The following is a 24,386-nucleotide window of genomic DNA, read 5'->3' on the forward strand; positions in this document are numbered from 1 at the left end:
GCTCTGCATTCAGGGTCGCTTGGCGTATTTAACGAAACGCCGGCACCACATGCTTGATAAACAGCTCTAGCGACTTCTTCTTCTCCGCATGCGGCAAGCTGTTGTCACACCAGAAACTGAACTCATCCACGCCCAGTTCTTGGTAATACTTGATCCGCGGAATGATCTCTTCCGGCGTGCCGATCATCGCGGTCTTGTGCAGGCTCTCCAGCTCAAACTCCGGCCGCCCGGCAAACTTCTCTTCCGGGCTCGGGGCGAGGAAGCCGTTCACCGGCACTTCTTTGTTGCCGAACCACGCATCGAACGTGCGATAGAAACGTGAGATGGCTTTCGCGCCTACCTTCCAGCCTTCCGGGTCATCCGCCGAGTGCACGTGGGTATGACGCAGCACCATGAGTTGCGGGCGCGGCACGTCGGGGTTGTTGTCCAGCGCGGTCTGGAACTTGTTCTTCAGGTCGAGGACTTCTTCGTCGCCCTTCATCAACGGCGTGACCATCACGTTGCAGCCGTTGGCCACGGCGAAGTTGTGCGAGTCCGGGTCGCGGGCGGCGATCCACATTGGCGGATTGGGCTTCTGGATCGGTTTCGGCACGCTGGTGGAGGTGGGGAATTTCCAGATCTCGCCGTTGTGGGCGTAGTCGCCTTGCCACAGGGCGCGGACCACCGGGACCATTTCCCGCAACGCCTGGCCGCCGGATGAGGCGGGCATGCCGCCGGCCATGCGATCGAATTCCACCTGATAGGCGCCACGTGCCAGGCCCACTTCCATCCGGCCGTTGCTGATCACATCGAGCAACGCGCACTCACCGGCGACCCGCAGCGGATGCCAGAACGGCGCGATGATGGTGCCGGCGCCCAGGTGAATCGTGGTGGTCTTGGCCGCGAGGTAGGCCAGCAGCGGCATCGGGCTCGGCGAGATGGTGTATTCCATCGCGTGGTGTTCGCCGATCCACACGGTGCTGAAACCACCGGCCTCGGCCATCAACGTCAGTTCGGTCAGGTCTTCGAACAGTTGACGGTGGCTGACGCTTTCGTCCCAGCGTTCCATGTGTACGAACAGGGAAAATTTCATGACGCTACCTCGAATCTCTTGTGGTCGGCCGGTCGCTTGCCGGCCTGTTTAAGTGCAATGGTGCGGATCAGGCGAAGGCGGGCAGGGCGCCCATCTTGCCGTGGCAATACACCAGCGGGCCGGCGTCCTGCTGAGGGACGATGAGGTTTTTCACCGCGCCGACCATGATCGCGTGGTCGCCACCTTCGTATTCGCGCCACAGCTCACATTCGATGATAGCTGTCGCGTTGGCCAGGATCGGGTTGCCCAGTTCGCTTAGCGTCCACTCGATGCCCTGCGCCTTGTCCTTGCCTTTGCGGGCGAAGGCATAGGCTTCGCTCTGCTGACCGCCGGACAACACGTGAATGGCAAAGCGTTTGTTCTTGATCAGGACAGGGTAGGAATCGGAACTGTAGTTGGGGCAGAACAGCACCAGGGCCGGGTCCATCGACAGCGAGCTGAAGGCGCTGGCGGTCAGGCCGACGATCTGGCCGTCGTCATCCAGCGTGGTGATGACAGTGACGCCGGACGGGAACGAGCCCATGACTTGTTTGTAGACGGCAGCATCGATCATTGGTCAATCCTCGAGTGCGGTGAAGCGTGTTTTTATGTGTTTATGGGTCTGATGGTATACCGTAATACATCGATTGCAAGCGCTTTTTTGGTGAAACGATAAACGTGGTTCATCCGTCGGAAACTCAGCATTTACGGGGCTTTGCTCTAGCCGTGAACGCTGACTATCAGGGAGGATGCCGGATCAGACACCGTCGCAAACAGCGGATCAGTCTTGTGAAAAAGATGGAATACCATAATATGGTCTCCATCTGAGGAGCGGCCACGAAGCGCCCCCGGTTTGGCTTCATACAACGATAAGAACAGACCCAATCGAGTTCATTTTTATGTCCCAGATGTCCCGGCAAGATCCGTTGATCGAGAATCACACGGTCGACTACGTCCCACTCGCGGAACGCCACGGGAAGGCCCGCGACCTGTTCACGCTTTGGTTCAGCACCAACATTGCGCCACTGCCCATCGTCACCGGCGCCATGGTGGTTCAGGTGTTTCATCTCGACCTGTTATGGGGGTTGCTGGCGATTGCGCTGGGGCACATGATCGGCGGGGTGGTGATCGCCCTGGCGTCGGCGCAAGGCCCGCGCATGGGCATTCCGCAAATGGTGCAGAGTCGTGGACAGTTCGGGCGTTACGGCGCGCTGTTGATCGTGTTCTTCGCGGCGATCATCTACATCGGTTTCTTCATTTCCAACATCGTGCTGGCCGGCAAATCCATCGTCGGCATTGCGCCTTCGGTGCCGGCGCCGTTGAGCATCCTGATCGGCGCCCTCAGCGCCACGGCCATTGGCGTGATTGGCTACAACTTCATCCACACGCTGAACCGCATCGGCACCTGGGTAATGGGCAGCGCGCTGCTGGCCGGGTTCATCTACATCTTTGCCCATGAGTTGCCGGCGGACTTCTTTACCCGGGGCAGCTTCAATCTTTCGGGATGGCTGGCGACGGTGTCGCTGGGGATCATCTGGCAGATCAGCTTTTCGCCGTACGTGTCTGACTACTCTCGTTACCTGCCGGCCGACATCGGTATCGGCAAGCCATTTATCGCGACATATCTGGGCGCCACGCTGGGCACGATTCTGTCGTTCACCTTCGGCGCGGTGGCGGTGCTGGCGACGCCGGAAGGCACCGAGGCGATGGCGGCGGTCAAGCAGTCCACCGGTTGGCTCGGGCCGATTCTGATGGTGCTGTTCCTGCTCAATATCATCAGCCACAACGCCCTGAATCTGTATGGCGCGGTGCTGTCGATCATCACCTCGATCCAGACCTTCGCCAGCCAGTGGACGCCGAGCATCAAGGTGCGGGTGATCTTGTCGAGCGTGGTGCTGGCGGGCTGCTGCGTGGTGGCGCTGGGGGCGTCGGCGGATTTCATTTCCGAGTTCATCGGGCTGATTCTGGCGTTGCTGCTGGTACTGGTGCCATGGGCGTCGATCAACCTGATCGACTTCTACCTGATCAAGCGCGGCAGCTATGACATCGCCTCGATCTTCCGTGCCGACGGCGGCATTTATGGGCGCTTCAACCTGCACGCGATCATTGCCTACTTCATCGGCATCATCGTGCAGCTGCCGTTCGCCAACACATCGTTGTATGTCGGGCCGTACGCCAATCTGGTGGAAGGTGCGGATCTGTCGTGGCTGGTCGGCCTGATCGTGACATGCCCGCTGTATTACTGCCTGGCGACCCGTGGGCAGGCGCAGCAGAGCAGGGCGACGCGGTTGGGTTTTACCGACTGACCGTTCGCTGGCTGTCCAAACAATGCCCGGCACATCGTCGGGCATTGTTGTTTCCGCATCCCGGCGGTCACGCAAATTGGCCGTTTCGATCCCCTTTTGGCCAACCGGCTACTGTGCTGCGGCTACGCTGTCAGCAAGAATCGAAGCCACAACAAGACGCTGCACCTTCCTTGCCCTTGGCTGATTTGCAAGCCGCTGCCGTGTACAGAACATAAAAACCATCGACTCACGCTGCATTCGGGGAAACACAACATGGTCACGATGAAACGCATTCTGGGCGCCACTGTTTTCGGGCTGACGCTGCTGGCCAGCGCCGTACAGGCCGAACAGCGCGAACTGCGGGTGTACAACTGGGCGGATTACATCCTGCCGTCGGTGCCCAAGGATTTCGCCGCCAAAAGCAACATCAAAGTGACCTGGGACACCTTCGACACCAACGAATCCCTCGAAGCCAAACTGCTGACCGGCAACTCCGGCTATGACCTGGTGGTGCCGTCGAACCAGTTTCTCGATACTCAGATCAAGGCCGGCGTGTTCCAGAAACTCGACAAGTCCAAGCTGCCTAACTGGAGTCACCAGGACCCGGCGCTGCTCAAGTTGCTCGACGCCAACGACCCGGGCAACCAGTACGGCGTGCCTTATATGGTCGGCACGGTGCTGATCGGCTTCAACCCGGCCAAGGTCAAGGCTGCCCTCGGCGAGAACGCGCCGGTGGACAGTTGGGACCTGGTGTTCAAACCGGAGAACATGGAAAAGCTGAAATCCTGCGGCGTGGCGATGCTCGATTCGCCGTCGGAAATCCTGCCTCTGGCCCTGCATTACCTGGGCCTGGACCCGAACAGCCAAAACCCGGCCGACTATGAGAAAGCCAAGGACCTGATGCTCAAGGTTCGCCCTTACGTCACCTACTTCAACTCGGCCAAGTACATGACCGACATCGCCAACGGCGACATCTGCGTGGCCATCGGTTATTCCGGCAGCTTCTACCAGTTCGGCAACCGCGCCAAAGAGGCAGGCAACGGCGTGGTGGTCGACTGGCGCTTGCCGAAGGAAGGTGCGCCGATCTGGTTCGATACTTTCGCGATTCCGAAGAGCGCGAAGAACGTTGAGGAGGCCCACGAGTTCCTCAACACCTTGCTCGATCCGACAGTCATCGCGTCGATCAGCGACTTCCTCGGCTACCCGAATGCCAACAAGGATTCGCTGCCGCTGATCAACAAGGAAATCACCGGCAACCCGAACCTGACGCCGACCAGCGAAGCACTGAAGAAACTTTACGTGGTGCAACCGTTGCCGCAGAAGCTGGAGCGGGTGCGGACGCGGGTGTGGACCAGCATCAAGTCGGATAAATAAGTTCAAGGCGAGGGAGCGAACCGCGTTTGCTCCCTCGGCCGTTATTTCGCCTGGTTCTCTTCAGGCGATTTGTCTTTCGTCAGGATCAGACTCAACAACACCGACGCCAGAATCAGCCCCCCGACAATCGCCAGCGACCACTCCACCGGCGTGTGAAACCACGGCATCACCGTCATTTTGCCGCCGATGAACACTAGCACCAGCGCCAGACCGTACTTGAGCAAATGAAAGCGGTCGGCCATGTCTGCCAGCAAAAAGTACAGCGCCCGCAGGCCCATGATCGCGAAGATGTTCGAGGTAAAGATGATGAACGGGTCGGTAGTCACCGCGAAGATCGCCGGGATGCTGTCGACCGCGAACATCAAGTCACTGGCCTCGATCAGCACCAGCACCAGAAACATCGGCGTGGCCCAGCGCACACCGTTCTGCCGCACAAAAAAGCGCTCGCCATGGAAGCTATGGGTGATGCGTAAATGTCCACGGGCCCAGCGCACAATCGGATTTCTTTCGAGATCTGGCTGCTGATCGGCGAACATCAACATCTTGATCCCGGTAATGATCAGGAATACACCGAACACGTACAGCAGCCAGGTGAACTGCGACACCAGCCATACGCCGGCGAAGATCATCGCCGCGCGCATCACAATCGCTCCCAGTACGCCGTACAGCAGCACCCGGCGCTGCAGTTCCGGCGGCACGGCGAAATAGCTGAAGATCATCACGAAAATGAACATGTTGTCGATCGACAGCGACTGTTCGATCAGGTAGCCGGTGAGGAATTCCAGGGTCTTGACCTTGGCGATTTCCGGCCCGAATTCGCCGTTCAGATACCACCAGAGCAATCCGGCGAAAGCCATCGCCAGCGTGCACCAGGCAATCACCCAGCCGGATGCCTCGCGCACCGAGACTCGATGCGCCTTGCGCCCACCGAGTACGAACAGATCGATCGCCAGCATGGCGAAGACAAAAACGATGAAGGCGACCCACATCCAGGGTTCGCCGATGTTGATGGGGTGCATGCCGTTCTCCCTGTCGTTATGTTTTTCGGGTAGACGGGGCCATGCTAGTAGGAGCCTTCCGACAAAGAAAAATCGTTTATTTCGTGGGTATTGTTCGTGAATAACGAAGTGTTGGATGTTTGCGGGTTTTCTTCCGGCGCGCGGGATCGACTGTTCAGCAGTCCGCGACCGGCGTCCTTGCATGACTTTCGCGAGTTCGGCGTAGAAGGGTGGCGCGCCGTTTACACATCTCGGCCACTATGACCGGCTGCTGGATTTCAGTACGGCGGTGACGGGGCGTTTGTTCTTTGTGCGTTCGGCGGATTTGCTGGAGGGATTGGCGGAGTGGGAGCGAAAGAAGGTATTGATGTAAATCAGCGTGAGGTCACTCTCTCGATAATTCCTGAATCAAATTTAACTAAAAGCCCGCTGCATATTTAATGAATGAGTAAAGCAGCTTCCGAGATGCTTTATAAATATTGATAAAGCATCTCTCGAGCGATTTTTCGATTATGGAGTTTCTGGCAAGTAAAGTTTTCCGTCTGTAATGGTGAATTTTACATCATTGATAACGATGTAGAATTCAAATTCCGCCGCAATGGTTTTGTTTACGAGGTCGCGGAGGATTGTGATGGAGCCTTCACGTGAAATATGGGCTGTGAAGTCTCCAGAAACTACAATATATATTTTATCAGTATCATTGGAGACAGGGTGGGTGCCATTCGCAGTATCTTCGGGAAAAACGACCCCGATCTGGTTCTTGTTTCCATCAGGTAACACAATCCATCCCAATACGCTGATTTTGCCGGGAACCAGGGATTTATAGAGGAATCGGGTAGCGTCGAATGTCTCTCCTATGTCTGGGTGAGCAGGTGTAAAACCTGCCTTGAAGTATAAAACCTTTGACGTGAATTCTTGCCCGGAAGATGTCTTTCCGAGGATTTTGTCGAGTTCAGGAGTGGCTATTAATTGGGTGTTGTCCATGAGGTTTTCAACCATTCGTCGAGTTGGAATTTAATATAATGGGCGTGCAAAATGCTTACCCGTTAAAGCTCGACGTTAGTGTTTTGTTTTATATGGCGCAACTGTCAGATTTGACAGTTGCGCTTTTTGTAGAGATGTGTGTTTTTCGTTGGTGAGTGTTCTTGGGTTAAGTACCTTGCGGCATTATTCAAGCTCAGAGGCGTCAGCGACCAATAGATATTTTACTGTTCAATGTGTAATGCCGGCGTACGAGGCGGGACTCGACGCTTTGATCCGGTCGCTTCAAACGCCGCCGCCAGCCGCAACAGCGCCGAGTCGTCATAAGCACGCCCGGCAAACGTCAGCCCGACCGGCATGCCGATATCCGCCATCACACCCATCGGCACGGTGACGGTCGGCACGCCGAGGTGGCGGATCGCGAGGTTGCCATTGGCGACCCAGATGCCGTTGCTCCAGGCGATGTCCGCCGAGGCCGGGTTGACGTCGGCGTCGGCCGGGCCCACGTCGGCATTGGTCGGGAACAGCACGGCATCCAGGCCGAGGCGATCCATCCAGTCTTCGAGGTCGAGCTTGCGGGTTTTCTCCAGGCCGCGAAGGCCGTCCGGCAGGGTCGGGATCTGATCCCACGGCGTGATGCCGCGCTGGGCCATGCGCACGTATTCGTCCATGCCGGCAGCGAGGTCGCCTTCACGGTTGGGCAGGGTGCCCGGGTCGTGCGGGAAGATTTTCGGCCCGTCGACGTCTGCCAGACGGTTGAGTTTCGGATCACCGTTGGCGCGCAGGAAATCATCGAACGCCCAGGCCGACAGGTCCCACAGTTCGTGGTGCATGAATTCTTTGGAGACGATGCCGCGATTGAACACGGTCGGTGCGCCCGGACGGTCACCTTCGCAGTTGGAGACCAGCGGAAAATCCACTTCGATCACTTCGGCACCGGCCGCTTCCAGGGCCTGGCGTGCCTGTTTCCACAGATCGATCACCGAGGCGCGGGTGTTGATACGTTGCCCGGTCGGGCCGCCGATGCCCGGCTCGTCGCTGGTGCCGGCCTCAGGGTCGGCGTTGATGTACATGCGCGGCACGCCCAGGCGTTTGCCGGCCAGGGCATCACTTTTCACCGCCAGATCGAGATAGGAAGCCGGGCGCACCGAGGCGACGCTCGGGATCGGCACCCAGGGTTGCAGGCGCCACAGGTCGCCACGGGGATCGGTGTCTTCGGCGACCACCACGTCGAGCACTTCCAGCAGGTCGGCCATGGTGCGGGCGTAGGGCACCACCACGTCCATGGTCGGCGTCAGCGGCCAGTTGCCGCGTACCGAGATCACGCCGCGCGACGGCGTGTAGGCGCACAGGCCGTTGTTCGACGCCGGGCCGCGACCGCTCGACCAAGTTTCTTCCGCCAGACCGAAGGCCGAGAAGCTGGCAGCGGTGGCGGTGCCGGCACCGTTCGATGAGCCGGAAGCAAACGGTGCAGTCAGATAATCAGCGTTATACGGGCTTTCGGCACGGCCATAGACGCCGCGCTGCATTCCGCCATTGGCCATCGGCGGCATGTTGGTCTTGCCCAGGCAGATAGCGCCGCCCGCACGCAGGCGCTCGATGGTAAACGCATCGCGCTGGGCCACCAGATCGGCGAACGCCGGGCTGCCGGACGCGGCGGTCAGGCCTTTGACCAGATAGCTGTCCTTGGCGGTGTAGGGGATGCCGTCCAGCGGGCCAAGAGTTTCGCCTTTGGCACGGCGGGCATCGGAGGCCTGCGCTTCTTTCAGCGCGTCGGGGTTGCGCACGATCACTGCATTCAGGGCAGTGGCGGTGTCCGGCCCGTCAAAGGCGTCGATGCGCGCCAGATAGGCCTGCACCAGTTCAACCGCCGTGGTCTGGCCGGATTCGAGCGCCGCGCGCAATTGGGCAATGGAAACTTCAGTGACTTCGATCATGCTGTTACCGCCGACAGGTTCGCTAAAGGGTGGTTGGTCATTGTTATCGTCGAAAGATGTCAAAGATTCTTGATGGACGAAACTCTACCCTGAAATGGGCCCATTGGCATGCACAAAGTCGATAAATATCGGTTAATTTCATCGGAAAAACTCTCCAGGCGTCTCGCCGAACTGTTGGCGAAACGCCGCGATAAAGGCCGACGTCGAGTCATAACCACAGGCCAAAGCCACGTCGGTGACGCGTTCGCCGCGTTCCAGCGGCGTCAGCGCACCCAGCAGACGCAGGCGCTGACGCCAGGTGCGGAAGGTCAAACCGGTGTCGCGCAGGAACAGCCGAGTCAGCGTTTTCTCGGTTACGCCGAATTTTTCGCTCCAGTGCGCCAGGGTGGTCTGCTGTTCCGGATGTTGCTCCAGACTCTGGTAGATCTGGCGCAAGCGACTGTCCTGCGGCAGTGGCAGCATCAGATCGATGGGCTGTGCATCGGCCAGTTGATCGAGGATCACCTGAGCCAGACGCCCGTGCGGGCCGCTCTGATCATATTCGACAGGAATCTGACTGAAGGCCCGAATCAGCTCACGCAAAAGATCACTGACGCCGAGCACATGACAACGCTCCGGCGCCCAGTTGGCGACGCTGCAATCGATATACAGGCTGCGCATTTCGGTGTGCGGCGAACTGAATACCCGATGCGGCACGCCCGCCGGAATCCACACCGCCCGCTCGGGCGGCGCAACGAAGCGACCGACGGCGGTCTGCACTTCGAGCACACCCTGGATCGCGTAGGACAACTGCACCCACGGATGACTGTGACGGCGGGTCAGCGCGCGATTGGGCAGCGATTCGGTGCGCCCGTAGAGCGGGCGCGGCAGGCTTGGAAGCCCGGGAATGCTGCGTCTGACGCTTTTGTCATGTCCTTTTGGCGGCATCTGTGGGTTCTTCGGCGTTAGTCGGTAATTTCCAGTCACGTTAGAGTCGCTGCCACGTACTGGCAACCCCCGGATGAGCAAACCATGACGCGCCCACGATTTTTGCCCGACAACTTCACCCTGACCCTGATCGGCGTGGTGCTGCTGGCCAGCTTCCTGCCCGCCAGCGGCCAGGTCGCGACCGGTTTCGGCTGGCTGACCAACATCGCCATCGCGCTGCTGTTTTTCCTGCACGGCGCCAAGCTGTCGCGGGAATCGATCATCGCCGGCGCCGGCCACTGGCGCCTGCATTTGCTGGTGTTCGGCCTGACCTTTGTCCTGTTCCCGCTACTGGGACTGGCGCTCAAGCCGCTGCTGTCGCCATTGATCGGCGATCAGCTGTACATGGGCATGCTTTACCTGTGTGCGCTGCCGGCCACGGTGCAATCGGCAATTGCCTTCACGTCGCTGGCGCGGGGCAATATTCCGGCGGCGATCTGCAGCGCGGCGGCGTCCAGTCTGTTCGGGATTTTCCTGACACCGCTGCTGGTGACGCTGCTGCTGAACGTTCACGGTGACGGCGGTTCGACCCTCGACGCAATCGTGAAAATCAGCGTGCAATTGCTGCTGCCGTTCATCGCAGGTCAGATTGCCCGTCGCTGGATCGGCGCCTGGGTCGGTCGCAACAAGAACTGGCTGAGATTCGTCGATCAGGGCTCGATTCTGCTGGTGGTTTACGGCGCGTTCAGCGAAGCCGTGAATGAGGGCATCTGGCACCAGATTCCGGTGAGCGACCTGCTGGGGCTGGTGGTGGTCTGCTGCATTCTGCTGGCACTGGTGCTGTTGGCGTCCACGCTGCTGGGCAAGGCGTTCGGTTTCAGTCTGGAGGATCGCATCACCATCCTGTTCTGCGGCTCGAAGAAAAGCCTGGCCACCGGTGTGCCGATGGCGCAGGTGTTGTTCGCCGGCAGCACCATCGGCGTGCTGATTCTGCCGCTGATGCTGTTTCATCAGATTCAATTGATGGTTTGTGCGGTGCTGGCGCAACGCTATGCGAAACGCCAGGAATCGGTGCCTGAACTGATGGCGCAGGTTGATCCTTGATCTCGGCTTCCAGCGTTACCCCGCACCGGAATACTTGACTGCCGCCGCAGCGCGCGACGGCACGTTGAGCACCCGCAACAACGACGACACATGAATCCGCACCGTGAACGGCGAAATATCCAGTTCACGGGCGATTTCCTTGTTGGTCTTGCCCTGGGCGATCAGCCGCAGCACCTCTTGCTGACGCGGGGTGAGGGCGGTGCCGGTGTCCAGCGGCAGCAGGCCGGACGGGGCGAATTTCACCAGTACCTCACCTTCACGAATCGCCCGGATCGCCTGACCGATCTCGTCGGGGGCGATGTTCTTGCCGATAAAACCATCGATGCCGGCGGCCATGACTTCGCCGATCAGCGCTTCGTCATCGACCATCGACACCACGATCAGCGTGGTTCGCGGCAAACGCCGGCGCAGTTCTGCGAGCTGGCTGACACAGGTCAGGCCTGGAAAGCGCAGGTCGAGGATCAAGGTGTCAGGCTCGTCGCCGGACGGCAGCAGGGCGAGCACGGTGTCGAGGTCGCCGGCTTCTTCGATCAGGGCGTCGGGCAGCAAACGCTGGACGGTGCGCAGCAGCGCTTCGCGAAACAGCGGGTGATCGTCGGCTATGATGATTCGGCATGCCATGGCGTAACCCTCCCTGGGTCAGTATTGCTCACGGCATGCACCTTAGCACCGGGCGAAGGCATTGCCTGTTGATTCGTGCGTTATGACGACTGCTGCACAAGGACGTTCCCCCATGAAGTTCGAAAAGAACACCGAGCTCGATCAGGCCAATCTGCGCATCATCATCGCCAGCATTGCGCTGGTTTACATGGCCGTGCTCGGTTTCCTGCCGGGCCAGCGCTTCGATACTTATCTGCCGGTGGTTACCTACATTGCTCTGTTTCTACTGGCCTCCGTCGGTCTGCGCCAGGCCATCGTGCGCTGGCCGGGGCATTATCCGGCGCGGCGGATTTTCGGCATGCTCCACGATTACACCGGCACCAGTTTCGGGCTGGTGGTCGGCGGTGAAGCGGCGTTGCCCATCTATGCCGTCATGGTCTGGGTCAATCTCGGTAATGGCATGCGCTACGGCTCGCGCTACCTGGCGATCGCCACGGTGTTGGCGTTGCTGGCACTGCTGGCGGTTTATCGGTTGACGCCGTACTGGCAGGCGCAACCGTTCATGGTGTTGATGCTGATGATCACCAGCACGGTGATTCCGGTGTATGCGCACCTGCTGCTGGAACGCACGCGCAAGGCATCTGAAGAAGCGGTCGCCGCCAATCTGGAGAAATCACGTTTCCTGGCCCAGGCCAGTCATGACCTGCGCCAGCCGATCCACTCCATCGGCCTGTTTACCGCATGCCTGCGCGAGTCACGGCTGGGCGAGGAAGAGCGGCGGCTGGTGGACAGCATCGACCGTTCGCTGCTCAACGTGTCGCAGCTGTTTCGCTCGATTCTCGATCTCTACACCCTTGATAACGGGCGGATTCTGCCCCGGTTGCAGACGCTTGAACTGGGCGAGTGGCTGGCGGATCTGATCCGCCAGAATGCCGAAGCCGCACGCTGGGCAGGTGTGGAGTTGCGTCTGCGGCCTTGTGAACATTGGGTACGCACCGATCCGGCGTTGCTGGCAACCATGGTCCAGAACGTGCTTTCCAACTGCTTCAAATACGGCGCCCACCGGCCGGTGCTGATTGGTGTGCGCAAGCGCGGCGCGGGTTTGGCCATCGCGATCTATGACCGGGGCAGCGGCATCGCCGAAGAGCATTTGCCCAAGGTGTTCGAGGAGTTTTATCGGGTTCGCCAGTTGCGCGACAAAGACGTTGAAGGCGTGGGGCTGGGGCTGTCGATTGTCCGGCGCCTGGGGCAGTTGATCGGTGTTGACGTCACGATCCGCTCACGGCTTGGGCGTGGCACGGCGGTGACCTTGCATGGGCTGCCGCTGGCGCCGCCGCAGGTGCCGGTCAATCGTGAGGAGGCTCGTCTGGTCGGTCTACTGACGGGGTTGAAGGTGTGTCTGGTAGAGGATGATCGCAACGTTCTGTTGGCGACCTCGGCGTTGCTCGAGCGTTGGGGCTGCGTCGTGCAGGCCGAACTGAGCGGGCAGGGTCTGGTCACGGACTGCGACATCATCGTTGCCGACTATGACCTCGGTTCCCACAGTACCGGCATCGAATGCATCGATGAGGTTCGCCGTCAGCGCGGTTATGCGGTGCCGGCCATGATCATCACCGGGCACGACATCGAAAAAATTCAGGCGGCCCTGCACGATCGCCAGATCGCCATTCTGTCCAAGCCGGTCCGCCCGGCCGAGCTGCGCGCGACCTTGCGTGCGCTGCGCGACCGGCAGACCGAAGGGGTCAGCGCTTACACAGATAGTCTTGCGTGATGGTGGTTTGCAGGCAGTTGTACTGGCCCATGGTGCGGCAGATGTTTTTCTCCGAGCCCGACACTTCGGCGCTCTTGTAGCCCCAGACCTTGCAACGTCCTTCAGCCGCGGCCAACCCTTGAGCGGCGGAGGTTTGCCCGCTTTCGAACTGGCCCAGTTCATAGGAGATCTGGACAACGCCGTCGGTCTTGCTGCCGCCGGTGGCTTCCCATTGCTTGGGGGTGGCGCAGCCGGTGAGAACGACGGCCGCGAGGCTGAGGGTGGCGATGAGTGTTTTCATGATTGAACGCAATCCTTTACCGGATGAGAAGAGGCGTTGGAACGGTTTTCTGCGCCGGATTACTGGTACGGAATCGGCGACGCGCCTTTGGGCAGGCAGGACAGCGGAGGCGTCATGATGCCCATGCTGGCCACTGCGATGATCGCGCCGCTGGGCAGCTCGCAGTTGTATTCGCCAGCGGCGGTGTAGGCGGTGTAATAGGTCAGCGTGCTGTCGTTGCGGATGTTGCCGATCCTGGTGACCGGTTGGCCGATGACGGTCTGGGCACGTTCGCGCATGCTGTCTTCGGTGGGTTTGGCGGTCTGGCAACCGCTAGCGCCGAGGAGCAGGGCACCGAGAATCGAGATTCTGGCGAGGCTGAGCTGCAGTTTCATGGTGTTTCTTCCTTGGTGTTGTTGTTTTTCCAGGCACAACGATCCCGCGCACTGCACAGCGGCAATGTTGGGGAGCGTCGGGGGTTGCGAGGGAATATAACGCCAGGGAACGGGGTGGTCGATTAGCACAAATGTGCTAGTGCGGCGCAACCAGCGGTGGGCTGGTTGCGCCGATAGCGGTTATTGCGGGCTGTTGAACTGGTCGGAATAGCTGCCGCTCATGAGGGCGGAAGCCACCTGATCCGAACCGACGCCTGCGCGGGAATAGGCGAGCCGGCTGGCGCCGACCTTGTCTGCGCCATCGGCGGCGAGGGCGCCAGCGCCGACGTGATCGGAACCGTCAGAGGCAACGGCGCCAGCACCGACATGATCCGCCCCATCAGAAGCAACTGCTCCAGCACCGACATGATCCGCGCCATCAGAGGCGACGGCTCCGGCGCCAACATGATCGGCACCGTCAGAGGCGACGGCTCCAGCACCGACGTGATCCGCGCCATCAGAGGCGACGGCGCCAGCACCGACATGATCCGCGCCATCAGAGGCGACGGCTCCGGCGCCAACATGATCGGCACCGTCAGAGGCGACGGCGCCAGCACCGACGTGATCCGCGCCATCAGAAGCAACAGCCCCAGCACCGACATGATCCGCGCCGTCAGAGGCGACTGCTCCAGCGCCGACGTGATCCGCGCCGTCAGAAGCAACTGCTCCGGCGCCGACATGATCCGCCCCATCCGACGCCAATGCCTGTGCCTGCGCAGCCCAGACACTGGGCATTGCCACTGTTGCCGCAACTGCCAGGACAAGGCCCGGCCAAAGCGTGTACTTCATGATGTTCTCCACGCCCCATCAGCCACACAGCAACCGAGCTCTACCCGTCATTCGATCATTGACGGAAGGCTCGTCGGCCCGGGGTCAACCAGATTGGTGAGTGGCACGGGGGCACCGGAAGGTGCACGGGTGTCGACGGTTTACAGGAATCCGCAAAGCGAGCTGAGAAGTATAGTTCGCCCTTGGCGGGAGGCAGGCCGAAGGGGCGTGAAGGCGATAGTCGGTTAGCTTCCTTGCAGGCCTGCGCTAGAAAACAATCAGTCTAAAAACCGCGTAGCGCAATGCCGCGTGTTTGCTAGGCTCAAGAATGTAGGCGAAGACGCAGACTGATGCGCAAGCGGATAGCGAGGAAGCGTTGGGCGCGTTCCGAAGGGTACACGGTTAGAAAGAACCCCGCGCTGGGTTCCAGCCCTTATGCCGTGTGAAGCAGCAGAGCACATTGCCTGTACTGTGGGAGTCCTGAGAAACCTCGTAAGCCAGAGACCAGCACTGGCCGCCTACTCAAATACCAAAGCCCGCCTCGCGCGGGCTTTGACGTTTTCCGGCTTTAGATACTGGCCAACGCCTGCGCCAGATCCGCACGCAGGTCCTCGATGTCCTCGACGCCCACCGACAGACGCACCAGGCTGTCACCGATGCCAAGTTTGGCGCGGGTTTCCGCCGGGATGGTTGCGTGAGTCATGATCGCCGGGTGCTCGATCAGACTTTCCACACCGCCAAGGCTTTCGGCCAAAGCGAAGATCTGCACGTTCTCCAGGAAGCGCCGGGCGCCCGCCAGATCACTGTTCAGATCCAGGGAAATCATCCCGCCGAAACCACGCATCTGCCGCTTGGCCAGTGCGTGCTGCGGGTGCGATTCCAGACCCGGGTAATAGACGTGTTTGACCTGCGGCTGTTGCTCCAGCCAGCGCGCCAGTTCCAGCGCGTTGCTGCAATGACGCTCCATACGCAGCGCCAGTGTCTTCACGCCGCGCAGGGTGAGGAACGCGTCGAACGGGCCGGAAATGGCGCCGACGGCGTTCTGCAGGAAGCCCAGGCGCTCGGCCAGCGCAGGATTGTCGCCCACTACCGCGATCCCGCCGATCACGTCGGAGTGACCGTTCAGGTACTTGGTGGTCGAGTGCAGCACGATGTCGAAGCCCAGTTCCAGCGGACGCTGAATCCATGGGCTGGCAAAGGTGTTGTCGGCCACGCAGATGATCCCGCGCGCCTTGCAGATGCGCGCAATGGCGGCGAGGTCGGACAGGCTCAGCAGCGGGTTGGTCGGGGTCTCGACCATGACCATGCGCGTGTCGTCCTGCAGCGACGCTTCGAAGGCCGACAGATCGGCCAGATCGACGTAGCTGAACCGATGCCCGGCACTGCGCTGGCGCACCTTGTCGAACAGGCGGAACGTGCCGCCGTACAGGTCATTGCCGGAGACGATGTGCGAGCCGGCGTCGAGCAGTTCGAGCACGGTGGAAATCGTCGCCAGCCCGGACGCGAAGGCGAACGCCTGGGTGCCGCCCTCCAGATCCGCCACGCAGCGCTCCAGGGCAAAACGCGTCGGGTTGTGCGAACGACCGTAGTCGAACCCCTTGTGCACGCCGGGGCTGTCTTGCAGGTAGGTGGAGTTGGCGTAGATCGGCGGCATCAGCGCGCCGGTGGTCGGGTCCGGCGTTTGCCCGGCGTGGATCACGCGGGTGGCGAAACCCTGTTGACGGGCGTTTTTGTCGTGCTGGCTCATGCCAGGGATCTCCGTAATTGATTGAGCATGTCGACGCGGGTGATCAGGCCGTGGAAGCCTGATGCGTCGGCGATGATGGCCACCAGGCCGCTGCTGAGCACGGCTTCCAGTTCAGCCAGCGTGGCGCCGGGGGCGAGGGTTTGCAACTTGTCGGTCATCGCGCTGGAGACCGCTTTGCTGAAGAGCGAGGCATCTTCATGCACGCGCACCAGAATGTCCGATTCGTCGATCACGCCGACCAGTTGTTTGCCATCCACCAGCACCGGCAGTTGTGAAACGTCGGCCAGGCGCATGCGCTGGAACGCGGTCATCAGCGTATCGTCCGGACCAACGCTGACGACTTTGCCGTCTTCGAAGCGTCGGGCAATCAGGTCGCGCAGGTCGCCGTAGCGCTTGCGCTGCAACAGGCCCTGATCGGTCATCCACTGATCGTTGTAAACCTTCGACAGGTAACGGGTGCCGGTGTCGCAGACGAAGCTGACCACACGTTTCGGCTCGGTCTGTTCGCGGCAGTAACGCAGTGCGGCGGCGAGCAGGGTGCCGGTGGACGAACCGCCGAGAATGCCCTCGGCTTTCAGCAATTGGCGCGCATGATCGAAGCTTTCTTCGTCGCTGATCGAGTAGGCACTGCGCACGCTCGACAGGTCGGTGATCGACGGAATGAAGTCCTCGCCGATGCCTTCCACCGCCCACGAACCTGCGGTGCCGAGATGCTGGCTGCGGCTGTATTCAGCCATCACCGAACCGACCGGATCGGCCAGGACCATTTCCAGATCCGGTTGCACGCGCTTGAAGAAGCGGGTCAGGCCGGTCAACGTGCCGGCTGAACCGACACCCACTACGATCGCGTCCAGGTCATGCTCGGTCTGGGCCCAGATTTCCGGCCCGGTGCTGCATTCGTGGGCCAGCGGGTTGGCGGGGTTGTTGAACTGGTCGGCGAAGAAGGCGCCGGGAATGTCCTTGGCCAGACGCGCAGCGACATCCTGGTAATACTCGGGATGACCCTTGCCGACATCGGAGCGGGTGATGTGCACTTCGGCGCCCATGGCCTTGAGGTGCAGGACTTTTTCGGTGGACATTTTGTCCGGCACCACCAGCACCACCCGGTAGCCCTTGGCGCGGCCGACCAGGGCCAGGCCCAGACCGGTATTGCCGGCGGTGGCCTCGACAATCGTGCCACCGGGTTGCAGGCGACCGTCGCGTTCAGCAGCGTCGATCATGGCCAGACCGATACGGTCCTTGATCGAGCCGCCGGGGTTCTGTGATTCGAGTTTGAGAAACAGTGTGCAGGGGCCGGTATCGAAGCGGGTGACTTGTACCAGCGGTGTATTGCCGATCAGCCCAAGTACGGCAGGGCGTGAATCCTTTGACATCTCTTCACCTCTTTGTGGTGTTGATCGCGTTCCATTCGCGGGGAAAAAGCACGCGTGCAACATAGGCTCAGACCTGTGCTGTCGCAACCTTTAAACGGCCGGAAACACTGCCATTTCGATCTAACGATAGAACGAAATCAGCGAGGGGCAGGCAGTGATTTGCAGGGGTTTATACGCAGGCGTCATCGAGTATTGAAAGGGCGTCTTCAGCGTCACGAAGCGCTTGATCCGGTAGTAAAAATCTTGCAGCGAAAAATGCTGATTGATTGCTCGTCAGAATGTGAAATACACACCGCCGCAAAGTCACGTCATACCAATCTCAGGTGCCGGGCAGATTTTTTTCGCCGCGATTTACCCGGTATGCAGCGTTTGCAATCCCGGACGATGCACGATTAATATACGATCCATATACACTTCGTATCGGATATTGCCATGGGCATCGTAAAGATTTCAGAGGACATGCACGAGAATCTGCGCATCTCCAGCAACGCACTCAGCCGCTCGATCAACGCGCAGGCCGAACACTGGATGCGCATCGGCATGCTCGCCGAGCTGTATCCCGACCTTGATCACCACGCCATTTGCCGGTTGCTGATTCGCGCCGAGCAGTCGGGCGGTCTGGATCTGCAACACGTCTGCGCACTGGCGGATGCCGCGCAGAACGCCTCGGTCAAAGAGGCGGACAAGGCATGAGAAACCCGATCAAGATCAACACCCAGGCCGAAATCGCCCAATCCCGCGAGGCCGGAAGACTGGCCGCCGAGGTGCTGGCGATGCTGGTGCCGCACGTCAAGGCCGGGGTCACCACCGATCAGCTCGACCAGTTGTGCAACCACTACATCGTCAACGTGCAGAAGGCGATTCCAGCCAACGTTGGCTATCACGGCTTCCCGAAGACCGTTTGCGCGTCGGTCAACGAAGTGGTCTGCCATGGCATTCCGTCGAAGCGCGTGCTGAAGGACGGCGACATCGTCAACCTCGATATCGCGGTAATCAAGGACGGCTGGTTCGGCGACACCAGCCGCATGTACGTGGTCGGCGAACCGACGCCCGAGGCGCGACACCTGATCAAGACCACTTATGACGCCATGTGTGCCGGTATCCGCGTCGTGCGGCCGGGTGCCACGTTGGGCGACATCGGCCATGCGATTCAGAGCCTGGCGGAGAAGGAGGGATTCAGCGTGGTGCGCGAGTACTGCGGTCACGGGATCGGCAAGGTTTATCACGATGAGCCGCAGGTGCTGCATTACGGTTATCCGCAGCAGGGGCTGAAGCTGAAGGCGGGGATGATCTTCACCATCGAACCGATGCTCAATGCCGGCAAGCGGCATGTGAAGAGCCTGGCGGATGGCTGGACGGTGGTGACCAAGGATCAGTCGTTGTCGGCGCAGTGGGAGCACATGGTGGCGGTGACAGAAGACGGGTTTGAAGTGTTGACGGCCTGGCCCGACGAAATGGATGGGTTTGCGCCGATCAGGTAGTCCGAGTCGCCTGCTGGCCCTCACTCCCGCCCTCTCCCGGAGAGAGAGGGCGGGGGCAGGATTTAACAAATGACGCGTTTTTTCAGTGAGCGCCGGCAGCTTTGTTCAAATCACTCTCGGCCCATTCGGTGTAGACGCAGGCATCCGCCGTCGCCCAGCGCACCCGAACCGGATCCCCGGCCTTCAACGGCATACCCGCCGCCGACAACGCCTTCACCGTCATCGAAGTCCCGCCCGACGTCACCACACTGCACGTCTGGCTCTCACCCAGAAACAGCACCTCGACCACCTTCGCCGACACCTCGTTCCAGCCCGCCGCCAACGGTTCACCGATCGCTTGCTGCACGCTCAGTGCCAACGCCTTTTCCGGGCGCACCATCAGCAGCACGTCCTGCCCGGTCTGCAATCCGGCAGTCAGGCGGATCGACAGCGACTGCCCCTCAAAACTCGCCGCCGCGTTGCCTTGTGCCTTGAGCTTGAGGAAATTCGAGTTGCCGAGGAACGACGCGACAAACGCATTCGGCGGATTCTGGTACAGGTCATAACCGCTGCCGAGCCCGACAATCTGGCCGTGGCTGAAAATCGCGATGCGCTGGGACAGGCGCATGGCTTCTTCCTGGTCGTGGGTCACGTAGACGATGGTGATGCCGAGGCGACGGTGCAGCTGGCGCAGTTCGTCCTGCAAGTCTTCACGCAGTTTCTTGTCCAGTGCGCCGAGGGGTTCATCCATCAGCAGAATGCGTGGCTCGTAAACCAGCGCCCGCGCAATGGCGACCCGTTGCTGTTGGCCGCCGGACAGTTGTGAAGGGCGGCGATGGGCGAACTGTTCGAGTTGCACCAGTTTCAGCATCGCATCGACCCGTTTGTCCCGTTCGGCCGCAGCGAGTTTGCGGATCGCCAGCGGGAACGCGATGTTGTCACGCACCGACAGATGCGGGAACAGCGAATAACGCTGGAACACCATGCCGATGTCGCGCTTGTGCGGCGGCACGTTCACCAGCGACTGGCCGTTGACCAGGATCTCGCCGCTGCTCGGGGTTTCGAAGCCGGCGAGCATCGACAGCGTGGTGCTTTTGCCCGAGCCGCTGGAGCCGAGAAAGGTCAGGAATTCGCCGTCCTTGATGTCCAGCGAGATGTTGTCCACGGCGGCGAAATCGCCGTAGTGCTTGTTCAGGTTGCGCAGGCTGACCAGGGGTTTGTCGTTCTGCTGGGATGCGTCTTTGATCACGGCACTCATGTCGTACTCCTGGGCGCTCAGGCGCGGATTTCGTTGCGCCGGCGCAGGGCGGCGGCGATCACCATGACCAATACCGACAGGCCGATCAGCAGCGTCGAGGCGACGGCAATCACGGGCGTCAGGTCCTGGCGCAGGGTGGTCCACATTTTCACGGGAAGGGTTTGCAGGGTCGGGCTGGCCATCATCACGCTGAGGACCACTTCGTCCCACGAAACCAGGAAAGCGAAGAGGGCGCCGGCCACCATCCCCGGACGAATCGCCGGGAAGGTCACCTTGAACACCGCCTGCAAGCGTGACGCTCCGCAGATCACCGCCGCGTCTTCAATCGACTGATCGAACAGCTTCAGCGAGTTGATGATCGAGATGATGGTGAACGGCAGCGCGACGATCACATGGCTGACGACGAAGGCGAACATCGTCCCGGTGTAGCCGAGCTTGAGGAACAGCGCATACACCGCCACGGCGATGATCACCAGCGGCACGATCATCGGCAGGGTGAACAGGCCGTAGAGCATTTCCCGGCCGGGGAAGCGTCCGCGCACCAGCGCAAAGGCCGTCGGCAATCCGAGGGCGACGGCGCAGATCGTGGTCAGCACCGCGACCTTGAGGCTGGCCAGCGCTGCGCTCATCCAGTCGGCATTGGAGAAAAACTGCACGTACCATTTCAGCGTCCAGCCCGGTGGCGGGAACACCAGCCACTGGGACGAACCGAACGACAACAGGACGATGAACACGATCGGCAACAGCAGGAACAGGCCGATCAACCCGGTGGTGAAATACAGGCCGAAGCGCATCCGGCGACTCATGGCATTGGGCGTCAGGAGCATCTGGGCTTACCTCGCGTGACTGGCGCCAACCGGGGATTCCGGCTGCAGCTTCAGGTAGACGTAGAACAGCACCAGCGTGATGACGATCAGCAACGCGGCGCCGGCGCTGGCCAGGCCCCAGTTGAGGAACGACTGCACCTGCTGAATGATGAATTCCGGCAGCATCATGTTCTGCGCTCCGCCCAGCAGCGCCGGGGTGACGTAGTAACCGAGCGACATCACGAACACCATCAGCCCGCCGGACGCCAGCCCCGGCCGGCACAGCGGCAGGAACACCCGGAAGAAGTTGGTCCAGGGACTTGCGCCACAGATCGAACCGGCCTGCAGGATCATCGGGTCGATGGCCTGCATGGTCGCCTGCAACGGCAGCACGATGAACGGGATCATGATGTAGCTCATGCCGATCACCACGCCGGTCAGGTTGTGCACCATTTCCAGCGGTTGATCGATGATGCCCATGGCCATCAAGGCCTTGTTGATGACACCCGAAGCCTGCAACAGCACCAGCCACGAATAGGTGCGGGCGAGCAGGCTGGTCCACATCGACAGCAGCACGATGTTGAGGATCCAGCGGCCCCAGCCGCGCGGCACCAGAGTGATCGCCCAGGCCAGCGGAAAGCCCAGCAGCAGACTGAACACCGTCACCAGTCCCGCCACCGAAAAGGTGTTGAACAGCACCCGGGCGTAGGCCGAGTTGGCGAACAGTTGTTCATAGTTGCCGAGGCCCGGCACCGGCTCCAGCACGCCGCGCAGCAACAAACCAATCAGCGGGGCGAGAAAGAACAGGCCGAGGAACAGCAGCGCCGGCGCGAGGTTGCCGGCGCCGCGCCAGCGTTGCTTGAGGGACGGGGCTTGCGCCATGGCACTCGCCTTTTTTCCTTCAGCCAGGCCGGCAGCGCTCGCGGCGCTCCCGGTGGCCGTGGAGGGACGGGACGCGGTGGCCGCCATTTTCATTTGACCAGCCATTCGTTCCACCGTGTCGCGATGGCCGGGCCGTTCTTGGCCCAGTACGCGAAATCAAGAGTGATCTGATCCTTAGCGTAGGCAGTCGGCAGGTTCGGGGCCAGCGTCGAGTCCAGACGCGCCACGCTGTCGACATTGACCGGGGCGTAGGCGGTCAGGTTGGAGAAGTCGGCCTGGCCCTTCGCGCTGCTGGCGCTGGCCAGGAACTTCATCGCCGCGTCCTTGTTTTTCGCGCCCTTTGGCACCACCAGAATGTCGGCCATGACCAGGTTCTGTTTCCAGCTCACGCCGACCGGCGCGCCGTCTTCCTGCAGGGCGTGAATCCGGCCGTTCCAGAACTGGCCCATGCTCGCTTCACCGGAGGCCAGCAGTTGCTGCGACTGCGCGCCGCCGCCCCACCAGACGATGTCTTTTTTGATGGTGTCGAGTTTCTTGAAGGCGCGATCCAGATCCAGCGGGTAGAGCTTGTCGGCTGCGACGCCGTCGGCGAGCAGGGCCAGTTCAAGCACGCCGGGGCTCGGCCATTTATAGAGAGCGCGTTTGCCGGGGAAGGTCTTGGTGTCGAACAGCGCGCTCCAGTCCTGCGGCTTGTTGGCGCCGAGCTTGCCCTCGTTGTAGCCGAGGACGAAGGAGAAGAAGAACGAACCGACACCGTAGTCGCTGACGAAACGCGGGTCGATCTTGTCGCGCTGGATCTGTTTGAAATCGAGGGGTTCGAGCAGGCCTTCGGCAGCGGCGCGCAGGGCGAAGTCGGCTTCGACATCCACCACGTCCCATTGCACGTTGCCGCTTTCGACCATGGCCTTGAGTTTGCCGTAGTCGGTCGGGCCGTCCTGCACGACGGTGATGCCGCTGGCCTTGCTGAACGGATCGGCCCAGGCCTGTTTCTGCGCATCCTGGGTGCTACCGCCCCAGCTGACAAAGTTCACACTCTCGGCGGCCATCGCGGCCTGACCGGTCACGCTCAGCAGTCCCGCGAAAAAAATCGCGGTTGCAGCTTTGTTCAACACCATTTTTACGCCCTCATTGTTGTGTTTTTGAGCGGGCTTGCGTTGTTGCCCGCCTGTCGGGAGCAGTAGCTGGACGGTTTTTCAAGTCGTCCGGTCTATGGAATATCATATTATGGTATTCCAAACTTTGTGCAAGCACTTTGCCGTACCGGCTATCTGGCAAACGGGGTTATTCGGTGAACGGAATGCTCTCGACCACTTCCAGATCGTAGCCGGTCAAACCGGCATATTTCAGCGGCGGCCCCAGGTGACGCAGCTTGCCGACGCCCAGGTTCTGCAGAATCTGCGCCCCGGTGCCGACCTCCGAATAGATCCGCGATTGCGAGCGACTGAACTGCCGGGGCGGCTGTGTCAGTTGCGGAATGCGCTCCAGCAACGCCTGGGAAGACTCATGATTGGCCAGCACCACCACAACGCCATGCCCTTCGGCCGCGACCCGTTGCAGCGCCGCCCATAGCGTCCAGTTCGTCGGCCCGCTGTATTCGGCACCCACCAAATCGCGCAGCGGATCGATCACATGCACGCGCACCAGCGTCGGCTCTTCGCGGCGCATTTCGCCCATGACCATCGCCATGTGCACGCCGCCCTCGATGCGGTCTTCAAAAGTGATCAGACGAAACGTGCCATGCACCGTCGGCAGCTCCCGTTCGCCGATGCGCTCGATGGTGTGTTCGGTACTCAGGCGATAGTGGATCAGGTCGGCGATGGTGCCGATCTTGATTCCGTGCTTGCGCGCGAAGACTTCCAGATCCGGACGGCGGGCCATGGTGCCGTCGTCGTTCATCACCTCGACGATCACCGAGGCGGGCGTGAACCCGGCCAGCCGCGCCAGATCACAACCGGCCTCGGTGTGACCGGCGCGGGTCAGCACGCCACCTTCCTTGGCGCGCAGCGGGAAGATGTGGCCGGGCTGCACCAGGTCTTCTGCGCGAGCGTTCGGCGCCACGGCGGCGGCAACGGTGCAAGCGCGATCGGCTGCGGAAATGCCGGTAGTCACGCCGACCGCCGCTTCGATGGAAACCGTGAACGCGGTGCTGAACACGCTGCCATTGCTCGGCACCATCTGCTCCAGCCCGAGACGCTGGCAATGATCGTCAGTCAACGTCAGGCAGATCAGCCCCCGGGCCTCACGAGCCATGAAACTGATCGCCTCGGGTGTGCAACGATCGGCCGCCAGCAGCAGGTCGCCTTCGTTTTCCCGGTCTTCGTCATCGACCAGCAACACCATTTTGCCGAGGCGATAATCTTCGATGATTTCTTCGATGCTGTTGAAGGCCATG

General features: G+C 60.8%; 23 protein-coding genes. 6 read left to right on the forward strand and 17 right to left on the reverse strand.

What is annotated here, in order from left to right:
• Positions 1-28: 28 nt before the first annotated feature.
• Both L6D81_RS23675 and L6D81_RS23680 read right to left on the reverse strand, forming a co-directional pair.
• The gene (locus L6D81_RS23675) at positions 29-1,072 is read right to left on the reverse strand and encodes an LLM class flavin-dependent oxidoreductase (protein WP_007950451.1); all 1,044 of its coding nucleotides are present in this window, start codon (positions 1,070-1,072) and stop codon (positions 29-31) included.
• A gap of 67 nt (positions 1,073-1,139) precedes the next feature.
• Positions 1,140-1,625: a flavin reductase family protein gene (locus L6D81_RS23680; RefSeq protein ID WP_007950450.1), complete on the reverse strand. Its 486-nt coding sequence runs from the start codon at positions 1,623-1,625 to the stop codon at positions 1,140-1,142.
• Between the two features lie 325 nt (positions 1,626-1,950).
• On the opposite strand from L6D81_RS23680, the gene L6D81_RS23685 reads away from it, so the two are divergent.
• Together L6D81_RS23685 and L6D81_RS23690 are read left to right on the forward strand one after the other, a co-directional pair.
• Positions 1,951-3,357, forward strand: a complete 1,407-nt coding sequence (locus L6D81_RS23685) for a purine-cytosine permease family protein (protein WP_236182155.1) — start codon at positions 1,951-1,953, stop codon at positions 3,355-3,357.
• A gap of 252 nt (positions 3,358-3,609) precedes the next feature.
• Positions 3,610-4,710, forward strand: a complete 1,101-nt coding sequence (locus tag L6D81_RS23690; protein WP_236182156.1) for a polyamine ABC transporter substrate-binding protein — start codon at positions 3,610-3,612, stop codon at positions 4,708-4,710.
• A gap of 41 nt (positions 4,711-4,751) precedes the next feature.
• Here the strand turns inward: L6D81_RS23690 and L6D81_RS23695 are convergent, their stop codons facing one another.
• The 4 genes from L6D81_RS23695 to L6D81_RS23715 form a co-directional block, all read right to left on the reverse strand.
• Positions 4,752-5,729, reverse strand: coding sequence for a TerC family protein (locus tag L6D81_RS23695; protein ID WP_236182157.1), 978 nt, complete (start codon positions 5,727-5,729; stop codon positions 4,752-4,754).
• A gap of 489 nt (positions 5,730-6,218) precedes the next feature.
• Positions 6,219-6,692: a hypothetical protein gene (locus L6D81_RS23705; RefSeq protein ID WP_236182158.1), complete on the reverse strand. Its 474-nt coding sequence runs from the start codon at positions 6,690-6,692 to the stop codon at positions 6,219-6,221.
• A 221-nt stretch (positions 6,693-6,913) separates the two neighbouring features.
• Complete coding sequence (locus tag L6D81_RS23710) at positions 6,914-8,626, reverse strand: amidase (RefSeq protein WP_236182159.1); 1,713 nt, start codon at positions 8,624-8,626, stop codon at positions 6,914-6,916.
• A 138-nt stretch (positions 8,627-8,764) separates the two neighbouring features.
• Positions 8,765-9,553: an AraC family transcriptional regulator gene (locus tag L6D81_RS23715; RefSeq protein WP_236182160.1), complete on the reverse strand. Its 789-nt coding sequence runs from the start codon at positions 9,551-9,553 to the stop codon at positions 8,765-8,767.
• 84 nt (positions 9,554-9,637) lie between these two features.
• Here L6D81_RS23715 and L6D81_RS23720 point away from each other — a divergent pair, with 84 nt between their 5' ends.
• Entirely contained in the window at positions 9,638-10,636 is a 999-nt protein-coding gene (locus tag L6D81_RS23720; RefSeq protein WP_236182161.1) for a bile acid:sodium symporter family protein, read from the forward strand.
• Between the two features lie 15 nt (positions 10,637-10,651).
• On the opposite strand, the gene L6D81_RS23725 is transcribed toward L6D81_RS23720, so the two are convergent.
• Entirely contained in the window at positions 10,652-11,257 is a 606-nt protein-coding gene (locus tag L6D81_RS23725) for a LuxR C-terminal-related transcriptional regulator (protein WP_236182162.1), read from the reverse strand.
• Positions 11,258-11,369: 112 nt separating this feature from the next.
• Here L6D81_RS23725 and L6D81_RS23730 point away from each other — a divergent pair, with 112 nt between their 5' ends.
• Positions 11,370-13,007 (forward strand): ATP-binding response regulator, encoded by a 1,638-nt coding sequence (locus tag L6D81_RS23730; protein ID WP_236182163.1) that lies wholly within the window; start codon positions 11,370-11,372, stop codon positions 13,005-13,007.
• Here the strand turns inward: L6D81_RS23730 and yecR are convergent.
• The 5 genes from yecR to L6D81_RS23755 form a co-directional block, all read right to left on the reverse strand.
• Positions 12,979-13,287: a YecR family lipoprotein gene (yecR, locus tag L6D81_RS23735; RefSeq protein ID WP_236182164.1), complete on the reverse strand. Its 309-nt coding sequence runs from the start codon at positions 13,285-13,287 to the stop codon at positions 12,979-12,981. The two genes, L6D81_RS23730 and yecR, sit on opposite strands and share 29 nt — an antisense overlap.
• 59 nt (positions 13,288-13,346) lie before the next feature.
• Positions 13,347-13,661 carry a hypothetical protein gene (locus L6D81_RS23740; protein ID WP_236182165.1) on the reverse strand — a complete coding sequence of 105 codons (315 nt, stop codon included), beginning with the start codon at positions 13,659-13,661 and terminating at the stop codon, positions 13,347-13,349.
• A gap of 218 nt (positions 13,662-13,879) precedes the next feature.
• Positions 13,880-14,380, reverse strand: a complete 501-nt coding sequence (locus L6D81_RS23745) for a hypothetical protein (RefSeq protein WP_236182166.1) — start codon at positions 14,378-14,380, stop codon at positions 13,880-13,882.
• 656 nt (positions 14,381-15,036) lie between these two features.
• Positions 15,037-16,215, reverse strand: a complete 1,179-nt coding sequence (locus tag L6D81_RS23750) for a cystathionine gamma-synthase (protein WP_236182167.1) — start codon at positions 16,213-16,215, stop codon at positions 15,037-15,039.
• Positions 16,212-17,588 (reverse strand): pyridoxal-phosphate dependent enzyme, encoded by a 1,377-nt coding sequence (locus L6D81_RS23755; RefSeq protein ID WP_236182168.1) that lies wholly within the window; start codon positions 17,586-17,588, stop codon positions 16,212-16,214. Before L6D81_RS23755 ends, L6D81_RS23750 begins: the two co-directional genes overlap by 4 nt.
• 432 nt (positions 17,589-18,020) lie before the next feature.
• Here L6D81_RS23755 and L6D81_RS23760 point away from each other — a divergent pair, with 432 nt between their 5' ends.
• Both L6D81_RS23760 and map read left to right on the forward strand, forming a co-directional pair.
• Positions 18,021-18,281: a ParD-like family protein gene (locus tag L6D81_RS23760; RefSeq protein ID WP_236182169.1), complete on the forward strand. Its 261-nt coding sequence runs from the start codon at positions 18,021-18,023 to the stop codon at positions 18,279-18,281.
• Positions 18,278-19,069, forward strand: a complete 792-nt coding sequence (map, locus tag L6D81_RS23765) for a type I methionyl aminopeptidase (protein ID WP_236182170.1) — start codon at positions 18,278-18,280, stop codon at positions 19,067-19,069. Before L6D81_RS23760 ends, map begins: the two co-directional genes overlap by 4 nt.
• An 82-nt stretch (positions 19,070-19,151) precedes the next feature.
• Here map and L6D81_RS23770 read toward each other — a convergent pair whose 3' ends face one another.
• From L6D81_RS23770 to ribBA, 5 genes are all read right to left on the reverse strand, one after another.
• Positions 19,152-20,306 (reverse strand): ABC transporter ATP-binding protein, encoded by a 1,155-nt coding sequence (locus tag L6D81_RS23770; protein WP_236182171.1) that lies wholly within the window; start codon positions 20,304-20,306, stop codon positions 19,152-19,154.
• Positions 20,307-20,323: 17 nt separating this feature from the next.
• On the reverse strand, positions 20,324-21,133 hold the full coding sequence (locus tag L6D81_RS23775; RefSeq protein ID WP_236182172.1) for an ABC transporter permease: 810 nt from the start codon (positions 21,131-21,133) through the stop codon (positions 20,324-20,326).
• 6 nt (positions 21,134-21,139) lie between these two features.
• Positions 21,140-22,087 (reverse strand): ABC transporter permease, encoded by a 948-nt coding sequence (locus tag L6D81_RS23780; RefSeq protein WP_236182205.1) that lies wholly within the window; start codon positions 22,085-22,087, stop codon positions 21,140-21,142.
• Positions 22,084-23,109: an ABC transporter substrate-binding protein gene (locus L6D81_RS23785; protein ID WP_210710399.1), complete on the reverse strand. Its 1,026-nt coding sequence runs from the start codon at positions 23,107-23,109 to the stop codon at positions 22,084-22,086. Before L6D81_RS23785 ends, L6D81_RS23780 begins: the two co-directional genes overlap by 4 nt.
• A 166-nt stretch (positions 23,110-23,275) precedes the next feature.
• Positions 23,276-24,385, reverse strand: a complete 1,110-nt coding sequence (gene ribBA, locus L6D81_RS23790) for a bifunctional 3,4-dihydroxy-2-butanone-4-phosphate synthase/GTP cyclohydrolase II (RefSeq protein WP_007957400.1) — start codon at positions 24,383-24,385, stop codon at positions 23,276-23,278.
• Position 24,386: the final 1 nt, after the last annotated feature.

This window comes from Pseudomonas sputi (assembly GCF_021603585.1).
GTDB lineage: Bacteria > Pseudomonadota > Gammaproteobacteria > Pseudomonadales > Pseudomonadaceae > Aquipseudomonas > Aquipseudomonas sputi.

Coding starts and splice junctions, on each gene's coding strand:
- L6D81_RS23690 (WP_236182156.1), top strand. CDS start 3,610: ATGGTCACGATGAAACGCATTCTGGGCGCCACTGTTTTCGGGCTGACG.
- L6D81_RS23775 (WP_236182172.1), bottom strand. CDS start 21,133: ATGCTCCTGACGCCCAATGCCATGAGTCGCCGGATGCGCTTCGGCCTG.
- L6D81_RS23720 (WP_236182161.1), top strand. CDS start 9,638: ATGACGCGCCCACGATTTTTGCCCGACAACTTCACCCTGACCCTGATC.
- ribBA (WP_007957400.1), bottom strand. CDS start 24,385: ATGGCCTTCAACAGCATCGAAGAAATCATCGAAGATTATCGCCTCGGC.
- L6D81_RS23745 (WP_236182166.1), bottom strand. CDS start 14,380: ATGTCGGCGCCGGAGCAGTTGCTTCTGACGGCGCGGATCACGTCGGCG.
- yecR (WP_236182164.1), bottom strand. CDS start 13,287: ATGAAAACACTCATCGCCACCCTCAGCCTCGCGGCCGTCGTTCTCACC.
- L6D81_RS23710 (WP_236182159.1), bottom strand. CDS start 8,626: ATGATCGAAGTCACTGAAGTTTCCATTGCCCAATTGCGCGCGGCGCTC.
- map (WP_236182170.1), top strand. CDS start 18,278: ATGAGAAACCCGATCAAGATCAACACCCAGGCCGAAATCGCCCAATCC.
- L6D81_RS23750 (WP_236182167.1), bottom strand. CDS start 16,215: ATGAGCCAGCACGACAAAAACGCCCGTCAACAGGGTTTCGCCACCCGC.
- L6D81_RS23685 (WP_236182155.1), top strand. CDS start 1,951: ATGTCCCAGATGTCCCGGCAAGATCCGTTGATCGAGAATCACACGGTC.
- L6D81_RS23770 (WP_236182171.1), bottom strand. CDS start 20,306: ATGAGTGCCGTGATCAAAGACGCATCCCAGCAGAACGACAAACCCCTG.
- L6D81_RS23705 (WP_236182158.1), bottom strand. CDS start 6,692: ATGGACAACACCCAATTAATAGCCACTCCTGAACTCGACAAAATCCTC.
- L6D81_RS23785 (WP_210710399.1), bottom strand. CDS start 23,109: ATGGTGTTGAACAAAGCTGCAACCGCGATTTTTTTCGCGGGACTGCTG.
- L6D81_RS23695 (WP_236182157.1), bottom strand. CDS start 5,729: ATGCACCCCATCAACATCGGCGAACCCTGGATGTGGGTCGCCTTCATC.
- L6D81_RS23780 (WP_236182205.1), bottom strand. CDS start 22,087: ATGAAAATGGCGGCCACCGCGTCCCGTCCCTCCACGGCCACCGGGAGC.
- L6D81_RS23680 (WP_007950450.1), bottom strand. CDS start 1,625: ATGATCGATGCTGCCGTCTACAAACAAGTCATGGGCTCGTTCCCGTCC.
- L6D81_RS23725 (WP_236182162.1), bottom strand. CDS start 11,257: ATGGCATGCCGAATCATCATAGCCGACGATCACCCGCTGTTTCGCGAA.
- L6D81_RS23675 (WP_007950451.1), bottom strand. CDS start 1,072: ATGAAATTTTCCCTGTTCGTACACATGGAACGCTGGGACGAAAGCGTC.
- L6D81_RS23730 (WP_236182163.1), top strand. CDS start 11,370: ATGAAGTTCGAAAAGAACACCGAGCTCGATCAGGCCAATCTGCGCATC.
- L6D81_RS23715 (WP_236182160.1), bottom strand. CDS start 9,553: ATGCCGCCAAAAGGACATGACAAAAGCGTCAGACGCAGCATTCCCGGG.
- L6D81_RS23740 (WP_236182165.1), bottom strand. CDS start 13,661: ATGAAACTGCAGCTCAGCCTCGCCAGAATCTCGATTCTCGGTGCCCTG.
- L6D81_RS23755 (WP_236182168.1), bottom strand. CDS start 17,588: ATGTCAAAGGATTCACGCCCTGCCGTACTTGGGCTGATCGGCAATACA.
- L6D81_RS23760 (WP_236182169.1), top strand. CDS start 18,021: ATGGGCATCGTAAAGATTTCAGAGGACATGCACGAGAATCTGCGCATC.